The sequence below is a fragment of the Synechococcus sp. WC10meta genome, assembly GCF_047461475.1.
This window is the reverse complement of record NZ_JANSHF010000001.1, coordinates 85,916-98,120: the sequence shown is the minus strand read 5'-3', so window position 1 is coordinate 98,120 and position 12,205 is coordinate 85,916. Positions and strand designations below refer to the sequence as shown.

The window sequence follows — 12,205 nt, the reverse complement described above, 5'->3', positions numbered from 1 at the left end:
TCCATGGCAGCAAAAGCAAGGGCAAGACCATCTCCGGCGGGGGGAGAGGAGCAGGAGTGGCCTGCCGGCTTTTGGAACAGCCAGGAGGAGCCCAAGGAGGCCTGTGGAGTATTTGGCATTTTGGCCCCTGGGGAGGAGGTGGCCAGACTAGCCTACTTTGGGCTGTTTGCCCTGCAGCACCGTGGCCAAGAATCGGCGGGGATCGCCACTTTTGAAGGAGCCTTTTGCCGAGTACACAAGGCGATGGGCCTAGTTTCCCAAGTTTTTGACGAGGTAAACCTGGCCCAGCTCAGCGGCGACTTGGCAGTGGGCCACACCCGCTACTCCACCACTGGCTCTAGCCGCATGGCCAACGCTCAGCCGGTGATCGTGGAAAGCCGCCTGGGGCCGCTGGCTTTGGCCCACAACGGCAACTTGGTCAATGCCGAGGAGCTGCGCAAAGAACTGGAAGCTGCCGACCGCCACCTCACCGGCAGCACTGACTCGGAGTGCATTGCCCACGCCATTGCCCAGGCAGTCAATCAGGGCCAAGGGTGGGTAGAAGCCACCTGTCAGGCTCTGCGCCGCTGCCGTGGGGCTTTTAGCCTGGTCATCGGCACCCCCGAAGGGCTGATTGGAGCGCGGGATCCCTACGGCGTGCGCCCGCTGGTGTTAGGACTTTTGAGTAGCAACCCCACCAGGCAGGAGCTGCTGCAGCCCCAGATGGTGGGCAGCCCTCATTGCCCCGAAGCCCCACGGCTGCACTATGTCTTGGCCTCCGAGACCTGTGCTTTGGATATCATCGGAGCCGATTACCTGCGCCAGGTGGAGCCGGGGGAGCTGGTGTGGATTGACCGGCAGGGGCTGCAATCGGTGCGCTGGGCGGAGGCCAACCCTAAACTGTGCATCTTCGAGATGATCTACTTTGCCCGCCCCGATAGTTGCATGCATGGGGAAAGCCTCTACTCCTACCGGGTGCGGCTGGGAGAACAACTGGCCAGGGAAGCTCCGGCAGAGGCCGACTGGGTAATCGCGGTGCCCGATTCCGGCACCCCGGCGGCCATTGGCTATGCCCGCCAGACAGGGATCCCCTACACCGAGGGGCTGATTAAAAACCGCTATGTGGGCCGCACCTTCATTCAGCCCACCCAGTCGATGCGGGAGCGGGGCATTCGCATGAAGCTCAACCCCCTGGAAGATGTGCTGCGGGGGAAGCGAATTGTTATTGTGGACGACTCGATTGTGCGCGGCACCACCAGCCAGAAAATCGTCAAGGCCCTGCGCCAGGCGGGGGCAACCGAAGTTCACATGCGCATCTCCAGTCCGCCGGTTACCCATCCCTGCTTCTACGGCATCGACACGGACAGCCAAGACCAGTTGATTGCCGCCAAGTATTCGGTGGCAGAAATTGCTGAGAAAATCGGGGTGGACTCTTTGGCCTACCTGAGCTGGGAAGGCATGCTGGCGGCCACAGGCCAGGATCCCAATTCTTTTTGCTCTGCCTGCTTTACCGGCCACTACCCCATTCCTGTCCCAGAGGGGCTAAAGCGCTCCAAGCTCGCTCTGGAGACAGCAGCCAGCCGCAAAGATCGCTAGCCAATGCTGGAGAGCCTGCGGAGGGAACATGACCTTGCGCCTGCGCCAACTGGGGGATCCCATCCTGACTCAAGTAGCTGAGCCGGTCACTGAGTTTGGGAGGCCGGCTTTGCAAAACCTCATTGAAGAAATGCTTGCCACTTTGAAAGAAGCCCAGGGGGTGGGCTTGGCGGCTCCGCAGGTGGGATCCCCCCTCCAGGTCATCATTGTGGCCTCCCGTCCCAACCCTCGCTATCCCGACGCTCCCCAAATGGAGCCGCTGGTGATGCTCAACCCCCGCCCCTTGGCCTTGAGCGACGAGCAGGTGCTAGGGTGGGAGGGCTGCTTGAGCGTGCCCAACTGCCGTGGCTTAGTGGCCCGTGCCCGCGAGGTGGAGGTGGAGTACTACACCCCAGAAGGTGTCCGGCAGAGAGTGACTTGGCAGGACTTCCCAGCACGAATTTTCCAGCACGAGTACGATCACCTCTTGGGCCGGTTGTTCCTGGATCGGCAGCCGCAGCAACTGCTGACGGAAGCTGAGTACCAGACCCAGATCCACAGCTTGGCCGGTGGCACAGAAGAGCAACAATTGCCACCCTGACAAAGGCCTGCAAAGGCAGAGCAGTCAGCGTCCTAGTCAGCCCACTACCTTCTGCACTGCCTGCAGCCGCCCCAAGGCCCAGCCTCGCCGGTGCAACAGGGCAAAAGAGGTCAGTAAATCCGGCCCCTGCAGCTCGCCGGTCAAGGCCGCCCGCAAACTTTTCATGAGCAAGCCCTTTTTCATCCCCTGGCTTTGGGCCACCTGGTCCACCAGTGGCTGCAGGCTCTCAGCAGTAACTGGCTGAGGCAGCTCGGCAGCAGCCAACGCAGATGCCATGGCTGCCATTGCCTCTGCCACTCCCGGCAAGCGCAACTGTTCCAGCGCAGGCAAGCTGTAGCTAAGGGGCTCTACGAATAAAAAGCGACTTAGGGGAGGGGCCTCCGCCAGGCGGTCGATGCCGTCAGCCACTAGGCGAGCCACATCCTCTAGCCAACTGGAATCGGGCACCGATCCCAGGTCAAACCCCGCCGCCTGCCAAAAGGGAGTCAGTCGCTCCACCAACTCCGCTGGCGAAAGCCGCTTGATGTACTGGCTATTGATCCAGTTCAGCTTGTCCCAGTCAAAACGGGCAGCAGCCCGGTTGACTCGGTCAAAGTCAAACAGGGTAGCTGCTTTTTCCAACGAGAAAATTTCTTCCCCATCTGGGGGAGACCAACTCAGCAAAGCCAGGTAGTTTTTGAGGGCCTCGGGCAGAAAGCCCATTTGCTGAAACTCGGTTACCGAAGTGGCTCCATCCCGCTTGGAGAGCTTCTTCCCTTCTTGGTTTAGGATCAGGGGGGAATGGGCAAATTGCGGCGGTTCATGCCCCAGCGCTCGGTAGAGCAAGATCTGCTTGGGCGTGTTGCCAATGTGGTCTTCGCCACGGATGACGTGGGTGATTCCCATGTCAATATCGTCTACCACCACTGCCAAGTTGTAGAGAGGGTAGCCATCCGCCCGCGCGATGACCATGTCCCCACCTAAGTCCTGGGTGTTCCAGGTAATGGGGCCGCGGATGAGATCCACCCACGAGACCTCCATCGGCTCCTCAATCTTAAACCGGATCACCGGCTGCCGCCCCTCAGCTTCGTAGGCCCGTCGCTGCTCCTCGGTGAGAAAACGGTGGCGGTTGTCGTAGCGGGGGGCTTTGCCAGCGGCCTTTTGGGCAGCCCGCATGGCTTCCAGCTCCTCCTCAGTGACATAGCAGCGGTAGGCCAGCCCCCGATCCAGAAGCTGCTGCACCACTTCCCGGTAGCGCGCCATGCGGTTGGACTGGTAAATGGGCCCTTCGTCCCAGTCCAGCCCCAGCCAGGCCAGCCCCGCGAGGATATTACGGGTGTAGCGGGGGGAAGAGCGCTCGCGGTCAGTGTCTTCGATGCGCAGGATGAACTGGCCACCATGGCGGCGGGCATAGAGCCAGTTGAACACTGCTGTCCGGGCTGTGCCAATGTGCAAGTTGCCAGTTGGGCTGGGGGCAAGGCGAACGCGAACACTCACAGGCAACGCTTCCTAAAGAGGGCATCCCGATCCTAGTCAGCATTGGGATCCCTTGTCATGTTGGAATCCGCAGGCGGTTGCCAATTGAAGCAGTTTGGGTAGAATCCGCCTTAGCTGCCAGTCAAGCGGTAAGCTCCCCGGGGGTAAAGGTTGATGGGCAGCGCCCAGATCTTCCCGTGTTGAGGAACAAGCTGTAGCGTAAAGGGAATTACGGAACATGCGTCTAGCCTTGGCGATGGTTCTAGGGTGTTTAGCCGCCGGGATCCCGGCAAGGGGTGTCTTTGGCCAAATTGCCTATCCTTCTTACCCGGTGGGGAATACCTTGGATGAGATTCTGTTGGATAAGGGCAGGGAGGTGGATCCAGTGGCTTTCCCTGAAGAGGTGGTGCGCTCCCAGGCCAAGCGAGTCACTGCCTTCTTCACCGCTTTGCTAAACCAGCGCACCAACATCCCGCCCTTGCGCTCTTTGGATTTGCCTAGCCCCTATCAAGCCTCAGTTCGTACTCAGGCCGGCTATTACCGCGTCACCCAGACAGAGCCTGTTTTGGACGCTGAGATCCTCCGCTAGGCAAGCCGAGAGTGGAAAATCCAGAGAAGCTAAGATCGGCTTGTAGCGTTTCAGGCTGCCTATGCCTGCCCAACCCAAGGTGAAAGCCCCTTCTAAGGGTGTGGATCCCCGCCAATTCACTGCAGCTGATGTGGCAGCTATTGCAGAGCGACTGGAGCGCAACGAGTACCCTAACCTCTTCGACTGCCTGGAAGACTGGCGCCTACTGCAGGCCGTTGCTTTTTACTCTCCCAAGCTGGTGGCTCCTTATGCCCACTTGTTGGAGTGGGGAGAAGTGGATGAAGATTAGAGCTGCCTCTGAGTTTCTCCTTCAGCCTGCTTGACCAGGTGGGCCTAGTCGGGGCGGGTCCAATTTGGCCAGCTTGGAATGGCTTTCTCGAAGGTCTTGGATCTTGCGGCTATTGGCGGCACTCTGCTCGGGCGTCCAGGCCAGCAGTTTTTCTACCCGAATCCAAGCAGCCTTGGCTCCGGTTGTTCACTGCCTTTCGGAGCTACACACCCATCCCTGCCAGCGTGTCGATCAGCTGCTCCAGGATCAGGGTGAGGTTGGGGTGAGAGGTTTCAAACAAGGCCAGTGCTTCTTCCAGGCGATCCTTTAGCCCTCGGTCTTGTTGGCTTCCCATCTCGGCCAGCAGCGCTTCCACTTCCTGACAGATGGCGGCAATTTGCTGCCGTTGCTTTTCCTCCAAGCCAGAGGCCTTTTGCAGCTCAACATCAAGATCATGCAGCAGCTTGCGCAGTCTTGATTCGGCCATTCTCAAGTCCCACCACCTTGCCCTAATCAAATCATACGGCTTGCCCGAGAATCTCAGAGGTGGAAGCGCCCTTAGCTAAGATAGGCAGCAACCTGGCTTCTGCTGCTCTGGGCCGATAGGGGATGGGGCAAGAACGCACCGTCTGGGTGAGGTGAGGGAACCGATGGTTGGGGCTTTTGTCCGACCGGCTAGAGGAGCGGTGGGAGTAAGCTGGGGGTGAACTCCTGGGGGGTGAAAGAAATGAAGGGGGGCAACAGCTGGAAAAGGAAGTGGGCGCCTTGGCTAGCTCTTGGGCTAGCGCTAGCCGTGTTAGCGTGGGGTGTGGTCGGCAGCAATGGAGGAGCGATGGCCAGTCCCGACAAAGGATCCCGAACGTTGACTGTAACCGGTCAGGGATCGGTTGCCGTGGAAACCTCAATTGCAGTGATCCGGCTAGGGGTAGTGATCCAAGGGGATACGGCCCAATCTGTCCAGCAGCAGCTGGCTGAGCGTTCGGAGCGGCTGGTCAACCGCCTCAAAGAGCTGCAGGTAAACGCCCTGCAAACCACCGGCATTTCCCTCTATCCCCAATACGACTACCAAAAGAGCCCGCCCCGCTTGACAGGGATCCAGGGGCAAAACCGCTTCCAATTTGAGGTGCCCATAGCCCGAGCAGGACAAGTGCTGGATGAAGCCGTGGCTGCTGGAGCCACCCAGGTGGAGTCGGTCAGCTTCCGAGCCAATGAGGCCGCCCTGTTGCAAGCACGCAGCCGCGCCCTAACCCAAGCTGTGGAAGATGCTCGACGCCAAGCCAGCGACGTGCTGGGGGCCTTGAACCTGAGCATCCGTTCCGTAGAACGCATCCAGATTCACAGCGACAGCTATGTCCAACCCCCGGTTCCTCTGGCAGGCATGGGTGGAGCGGAGTATGCCCGCCTCCAGGCAGCCACCACGCCAGTAGAAGGGGGACAACAGACAGTGCGCGCCCAAGTGACTCTTGAGATCCGCTACTAGCTGCTCTCCCGCGCTTGTCAAGACGTTGAAGTCGAGAGGGATAGGAGTGGAAAGACGCATTTCGGGAAGCACGCAGCTGCTGGGCCTAGTTGGGGATCCGGTAGCCCACAGCCTCTCCCCAGCGATGCACAACGCCGCTTTGGCGGCCATGGGAGAAGACTACTGCTATGTGCCCTTTCCCGTGAAGGCAGAGCGCTTGGCGGTGGCGGTGGCAGGGCTTGCAGCCATCGGGGTGCGAGGGTTTAACGTAACGATTCCTCACAAGCAGGCCATTCTGCCTTTGCTTAGCCAGGTGGAAACGCGGGCGGCAGCGGTGGGAGCGGTGAACACCGTCTACGCCTTGCCCGAGGGAGGCTGGGGTGGCACCAACACCGACATCGACGGCTTTGTTCAACCTTTGCTGGGTTTAGAGAAAGGGATCCCTGTCCTAATCCTGGGATCTGGCGGGGCGGCGCGGGCGGCCATCCAGGGCTGTTTGGAGTTGGGGCTGGGGCCAGTGCGGGTGGCTGGGCGATCCCCTGAGAAGTTACAGGCCCTGCAGCAAACCTGGCCGCAGCTGGAGACGCTAAGCTGGGCCGAGCTGGATCGCCGCTTGCCCGAAACTCGCCTTGTAGTCAACACTACCCCCGTGGGCATGCAGAAGCCGGGCTCTGCTACTGAACTTTCCCCTCTTAGCTCGGAACAACTGGCCCTATTGCCTGCCGGCGCCGTTGTTTATGACCTCATCTATGTACCGGATCCCACGCCGCTGCTGCGCATGGCAGCTGAGCTGGGCCACACCCCCATCAGTGGTCTGGAGATGCTGGTTCACCAGGGGGCCAAAGCTCTCTCCCTCTGGCTGGGGGGCAAGCCTGTGCCGGTGGAGGTAATGCGGCAGGCAGCTCGACAGCAGTTGGCCAAGTACCGAATTGAGTCTTGACCCCAGAAGATGCGGAAGTCGGGGGATATCGAGTTCTGGCGGTGTTGTCCTTTGGCTTGGCTAGGCGGGAACAATTGCCTTTGGTTTGCCGATCTCTAGGGAGAGACGGGGCTAAGGCTTCTGTATGAGTTAAGGGTGTTGGGGTTGCCAAGGCAGCAGTGGAAAAAACCCGGAATCCCCTGGCTGGCAGGTGTGCTTGGCGCCCTGATACTGCTGGGGCCCAGGAGTGCTGCCCAAGCCGAATTCCAGTGGCCAGGCCATTTCTCTTTCCCAGGGGGATCTCCCCTGGCTTTTCGGCTTGACGCCTACTGCCGCCAGCCACCGGAGGAAGTGGCGCGCAAGGCTCAACTGCGCCAGCGGGCTGCCCAGTCGGATGCGGCTTGGGCCGAATACACCCAAGTTTTAGCCGAACATCGCGCTGCCTTGCTCGCCTGCCGCAGCCGCCGTTGGCCGCAAGTCCAGGCCATTTGGGTGCGCCTGCATCCTTGTGATGCCAATCCGGGCGTGCTGGATCAGGTGTTCGACCAAGTGGTGAACCTAGGCTACAACCGCGTCTTTATCGAGACCCTGCACGACGGCCGCTCCATCTTGCCGGATGGGGCAGGAGGGATCTGGCCCAGCCTGCAGCCCAATGCCGATTTGCTGGACTTGGCTCTCAAGGCGGCGCGACGGCGGGGGCTTTCGGCTTATGCGTGGGTGTCTTCCCTCAATTTCGGCTACAGCTACGGTCAGCGCCCGGATCGCCAGTCCGTCTTGGCCCGCAACGGTCGTGGCCTTTCTACCCTCTTGGATCCGGCAGCAGCCCTCCCCGAAGATTTGGGTAGCCCCGATGAAGTGTTTGTGGATCCCTTTCATCCCATAGCGCGACGGGATCTTGCCGAGCTCATCCGCCGGATCTTGCAGCGGCAGCCGGACGGAATCCTCTTCGACTACATTCGCTATCCCCGCGGCTCGGGGGCCTCAAGCCTAGCCACTAACGTCCGGGATCTGTGGATCCACGGGGAGGGGGCCCGACAGGCCTACCTGGACTTGGCAGAAAACCCGGCGGGGCGAGCCTTGCTGGAGCGTTACCTAAGTCAGGGCTACATTACCGTAGCGGATGTTCTCCACCTGGATGCCACCTATTCTGAAGAGCCGAAGTGGCGTCGGCCAGGGGATCCCAGGCCCAGCGCGACTGAGGAATGGGTATTTTCTCCAGAGCTATCGACCTGGGTTACCCGGAGCACAGCAAGCAAGAATTGGCAGGGAGAGCAGCATTCCACCCCTGCCCATTCAGGGAAGAGCAACTTGGCTCCCACTCCTTCTCCCACGCCCACCCCTCCTGCCGCCGTTCGCCAAGCACGCTGGCAGCAGCAGCTCTGGGAGCTCAGCGTTGAGTTCGCTCGCCAGGGGGTGCTCGATTACCTTCGACAAGCTGCCCAGCTCGTCTGGAAAAGGGGAATTCCAAGCGGGGCTGTCTTTTTCCCCGATGGCAACCTGAAGGTAGGGGAGGGGTTTGATGCTCGCCTCCAGCCTTGGGATCGCTTTGATCCAAACATGGAATGGCACCCCATGGCCTATGCCAAGTGCGAGGACAGCTCTTGTGTGGTCAAGCAAGTGGAGCGAGTTTTGGCTGTAGCTTCTCCCCAAACCTTTGTTTGTCCCGCTATTGCTGGGCTGTGGGGACAAGCGCAGCGAAACCGCCCCAGTCTAGAAACTCAGATGGCAGCCCTGGCCCGCCGCTTCCCGCAGTTGTCCTGTGTGAGTCACTTCTCCCTCTCCTGGATCGAGCCGGAGCTAGAGCGCAGCCGCCGTACCTGCCAGCTTTAACGCCCGTACCAATCTAGGAGGCTGCTGTCTAAATCCTCGACTCAACCACTTGCTGCAACTGCTCCAGAAGCTCAGCCTCGGCAGCGGCGTCGTAGAGCCGTGAGCAAAGTAGCAGGCAGGCAGCTGCGGAAGATAGGCGCAGAGCTACAAAGTTGAGATTAGGACCAGAGCGTAGCGCTCGGCGTAGTCCATTAAAGCCTGAGCCGCAGACACAACGCTGTCCTGCACAGGGTGTGCCGGCGATTGGTCCGCGGTGGGCTTTGAAAACAAGGTAGAGACTTCTGGCCGGCTTAGCTCCAGGGATCCCAATTTTCGTGAAACTTACCTTCCAGGATGGCCTGGCGCATTTTCTGCATGTAGCGCACTAGCTCAGTGATGTTGTGGATAGAAAGCAGAGTGTAGCCCAGGAGCTCCCCTGCGCGGATGAGGTGACACAGGTAGGCGCGGCTAAAGTGGCGGCAGGTGTAGCAGGGACAGTCGGAATCAATGGGATCTAGGCTGCGGCGGTGTTCGGCATTCTTGATGTTCCAGCGTTTGCCCCGGCTGATTACCGTACCATGGCGAGCATAACGGGTGGGGATCACGCAGTCAAACAAATCCACTCCAGCAGCCACTGCGGCCCGTATCTCAGCATAGGTGCCCACCCCCATAAGGTAGCGAGGGCGATCTGCCGGCAGTAGAGGAGCTACCTGCCGCACCACGGCGTGCATCAGCTCCACTGGCTCTCCTACACTCACCCCGCCAATGGCATACCCCGGCAGATCCAACCGACAGACCTCTTCCACCGCCTGGTGGCGCAGCTCTGGGTAAACCCCTCCCTGGACAATGCCAAACAAGGCTTGATCTGAACGGCGATGGGCCTCTACACAGCGCTTCAGCCACTGATTGGTTCGCCGCACCGCTGCAGCTACCGCTTCTGGACTAGCAGGGTAGGGGGGACACTCATCAAAAGCCATGATGATGTCCGCGCCCAAGGCATTTTGGATTTGAATGGCAAGCTCAGGGGTAAAGCGAACCAGACGCCCGTCGTAGGGGGAGCGGAAGGTCACCCCTTCCTCGTCAATTTTGCGAATGGCGCTGAGGCTGAAGACCTGGAAACCCCCCGAGTCGGTGAGGATGGGGCCCGGCCAGCCCATAAAGTGGTGTAGCCCCCCTGCTTCTTGGATGATGCTCTCGCCAGGCTGCAGGTGGAGGTGGTAGGTGTTGCAGAGAAGGATGGGGGCACCGGTTTCCTTAAGCTGGGCAGGGGTGAGGGTCTTCACGTTGGCCAGAGTTCCCACCGGCATGAAGCAAGGGGTGGGAATTTCGCCGTGGGGGGTGATGAAATATCCCGCCCGCGCCTGCGTGTTGGGGCAGGTGCCCTCGCAAACAAACGTAAAAGCCGCCAAAGTTAGCGCTCTGGATCCATTGCGTGCGCAGCCGAGCTTAGCATAAGAGTAGGATCCCTTTGCAGAACCTGCCTCTTCCCTTGACAGGGATCCCTTTTCTTGGGCAGACTTATAGATCGCTGCGGAACTGGCGGAATGGTAGACGCGCTAGATTCAGGTTCTAGTGGCAGCAATGCCATCGGGGTTCAAGTCCCCGGTTCCGCATCTAAGTACAGCTAAGATCTCTGGCTTCACCTCTACTTCCTCTTAGCGCGGATCACCTCTGTGTTTCCGGCAACAGCCAGCTCTATATTAGCTTCGGGAAAGGCAGGGCTGTTGGTACCCTTGTATCCCAGGCACATCCCGGTTTTCCAATCCCCCCAGTGCTACCCCCAAGGCACCATCAATGCTCAAGGCCTTTACCAGGCTATCTTGGAGCTTTTGCATAGCTAAAGCTATTCTCCTTTTGCCGAGCTTGTGGTATCATGCTAGGCCCTTTGTTAAAAAGTTTCAACCTGAAGTTCCCATACGAACGATAGGAAATAGCCTGGTCAAACGATAGGAAATAGCCTAGTCATCTTAACTAACACTATAGATTGGAGTTTATTCTATCAATCTTCCCTGGCTTTGACACCAGTACGAATGTCGAGACTGAGATCCGACCAGCTTTTTTCTCTTCTGCCTACAGCGGATCTGGATAGGTCAGGCCTGGGCCTGTAATTTTGCCTCGTCTGACGGAGCTGCTGAGCAGGGCGAGAATGCAGACAGCTCATCCAGCAGGAAGCGGGCTTGGAGAGCGGATCCCTGTAGCTTCCGGTAGAGAGGCTTGGAGGTTATGCTGGGGTTACTCTATTGACCTCCAAGCCCGGTGGTTGGGATCCCTTCCTGGCCTATGCCCAAAGCTCCCCTTCCTCCCAACGAAAAAGAGCGGCTGGCTGCCCTGCGGCAGTACCAGATTCTCGATACGGCACCTGAAACTGCCTTTGACGAGATCGTCCGCCTTGCCGCCCACATCTGCGGCACACCTATCTCTCTGGTGACTCTCATAGACGAGCATCGCCAGTGGTTTAAAGCCAAATTCGGCGTCGATGTGCAGGAGACTCCCCGGGATGTGGCCTTCTGCGCCCACGCCATCTTGTCTCCCCAAGAGCCGCTGGTGGTGCCCGATGCCACTCAGGATCCGCGCTTTGCCGACAACCCGCTTGTTACGCAAGAGCCCCACATCCGCTTCTATGCTGGCATCCCTCTGGTAACTCCAGAAGGGCAAGCCTTAGGCACGCTTTGCGTTATCGATTATCAGCCTCGGCAGCTCAGCCCGGAGCAATTGGAGCAGCTTAAGGCCCTGGCCCATCAGGTAGTAGCTCAGTTGGAGCTGCGCCGCACCTTGAGGGAGCTGGCTCGGACGCCTTTGCTGCCGAAGCCGGGCGACGTCAAACCTGCCCGTAAAAACCGCTTTCTACTCAAGGTGACGGCCGGTTTTGGCCTAGCTGCCTTGCTTCTGGGCGGGATCACCTACTCAGCTCAGCGGAATGCCTCTCAACTGCCGCAACTGGCAAGCCGAGTGGCCCACACTCTGAAAGCAATCCAAAGCTTGGAGGGATTGTTGGCGGAAACCTGCGCCGCCGAGGCCGGTCAATATGGTTATCTTCTGACCAATAATCCTCGCTATCTCAGTGAGTACCAAGCCAGCCTTGAAGCCACCTCCACCCATCTGCGCTTGTTGAAAGAGCTCACTGCTGACAACCCCCTGCAGCAAGAGCGCCTGAAGCGCCTAGAGCTGCTGCTGGAGCAACGGCTACGAGTCATCCAAGACTTGATCCGGCTGAGGGAGCAAGAGGGGCTACCTGCCGTTCAGGAAGCTCTAGAAAGCAGCGAAGGGCCAAGGTTAATTGAGCAAATTGTCGAGTTGATTCGGGTGCTGCAGCAGGAGGAGAATCGCCTTCTGAAGCAACGCAATCAGGAACTGCAGTTAACCTGGGTGAGAACCAATCTTGTTGCCCTGGGGGGGCTGATTTTCACTTACCTGGTTCTGAGCGCCGTTTACTTCCTCATCCGCCGGGAGGCTGCCGAGCGGGAAGAGGCAGAACGATCCCTCAAGCAAGAGCGAGATTTTACCAACGCAGTTATCGATACAGCAGGGGCGTTGGTAGTGGTCCTGGATCC

Annotated in this window: 11 protein-coding genes and 1 tRNA gene; 9 read left to right on the top strand and 3 right to left on the bottom strand. The window is 59.3% G+C overall.

Annotated elements, in window-relative coordinates:
• Window positions 1-3: 3 nt before the first annotated feature.
• Both purF and def read left to right on the top strand, forming a co-directional pair.
• Entirely contained in the window at window positions 4-1,575 is a 1,572-nt protein-coding gene (gene purF, locus NW804_RS00510; RefSeq protein ID WP_414422596.1) for an amidophosphoribosyltransferase, read from the top strand.
• Window positions 1,576-1,603: 28 nt separating this feature from the next.
• Window positions 1,604-2,155: a peptide deformylase gene (def, locus tag NW804_RS00505; RefSeq protein WP_414422595.1), complete on the top strand. Its 552-nt coding sequence runs from the start codon at window positions 1,604-1,606 to the stop codon at window positions 2,153-2,155.
• Window positions 2,156-2,191: 36 nt separating this feature from the next.
• On the opposite strand, the gene gltX is transcribed toward def, so the two are convergent.
• A complete protein-coding gene (gene gltX / locus NW804_RS00500) occupies window positions 2,192-3,631 on the bottom strand; it encodes a glutamate--tRNA ligase (protein ID WP_414422594.1) in 1,440 nt (479 codons plus the stop codon).
• A gap of 217 nt (window positions 3,632-3,848) precedes the next feature.
• Between gltX and NW804_RS00495 the strand changes: the two genes are divergently transcribed.
• Window positions 3,849-4,199 carry a hypothetical protein gene (locus NW804_RS00495; protein WP_414394334.1) on the top strand — a complete coding sequence of 117 codons (351 nt, stop codon included), beginning with the start codon at window positions 3,849-3,851 and terminating at the stop codon, window positions 4,197-4,199.
• Window positions 4,200-4,260: 61 nt separating this feature from the next.
• Window positions 4,261-4,488 (top strand): DUF2555 domain-containing protein, encoded by a 228-nt coding sequence (locus tag NW804_RS00490; RefSeq protein WP_414394335.1) that lies wholly within the window; start codon window positions 4,261-4,263, stop codon window positions 4,486-4,488.
• A gap of 202 nt (window positions 4,489-4,690) precedes the next feature.
• On the opposite strand, the gene NW804_RS00485 is transcribed toward NW804_RS00490, so the two are convergent.
• Window positions 4,691-4,954 (bottom strand): DUF4404 family protein, encoded by a 264-nt coding sequence (locus NW804_RS00485; protein ID WP_414422593.1) that lies wholly within the window; start codon window positions 4,952-4,954, stop codon window positions 4,691-4,693.
• Between the two features lie 345 nt (window positions 4,955-5,299).
• Here NW804_RS00485 and NW804_RS00480 point away from each other — a divergent pair, with 345 nt between their 5' ends.
• The 3 genes from NW804_RS00480 to NW804_RS00470 all read left to right on the top strand — a co-directional run bounded on the left by NW804_RS00480 (window position 5,300) and on the right by NW804_RS00470 (window position 8,675).
• Window positions 5,300-5,947, top strand: coding sequence for an SIMPL domain-containing protein (locus NW804_RS00480; protein ID WP_414422592.1), 648 nt, complete (start codon window positions 5,300-5,302; stop codon window positions 5,945-5,947).
• Window positions 5,948-5,993: 46 nt separating this feature from the next.
• The gene (locus tag NW804_RS00475; RefSeq protein ID WP_414422591.1) at window positions 5,994-6,866 is read left to right on the top strand and encodes a shikimate dehydrogenase; all 873 of its coding nucleotides are present in this window, start codon (window positions 5,994-5,996) and stop codon (window positions 6,864-6,866) included.
• A gap of 192 nt (window positions 6,867-7,058) precedes the next feature.
• Complete coding sequence (locus tag NW804_RS00470) at window positions 7,059-8,675, top strand: hypothetical protein (RefSeq protein ID WP_414422590.1); 1,617 nt, start codon at window positions 7,059-7,061, stop codon at window positions 8,673-8,675.
• A 290-nt stretch (window positions 8,676-8,965) separates the two neighbouring features.
• Here NW804_RS00470 and tgt read toward each other — a convergent pair whose 3' ends face one another.
• On the bottom strand, window positions 8,966-10,063 hold the full coding sequence (gene tgt / locus NW804_RS00465) for a tRNA guanosine(34) transglycosylase Tgt (protein WP_414411069.1): 1,098 nt from the start codon (window positions 10,061-10,063) through the stop codon (window positions 8,966-8,968).
• A gap of 121 nt (window positions 10,064-10,184) precedes the next feature.
• Here tgt and NW804_RS00460 point away from each other — a divergent pair.
• Window positions 10,185-10,267, top strand: a tRNA-Leu gene (locus NW804_RS00460).
• Window positions 10,268-10,934: 667 nt separating this feature from the next.
• Window positions 10,935-12,205: CHASE3 domain-containing protein (locus tag NW804_RS00455; RefSeq protein WP_414422589.1), on the top strand; the 1,271-nt coding region annotated here is incomplete at its 3' end.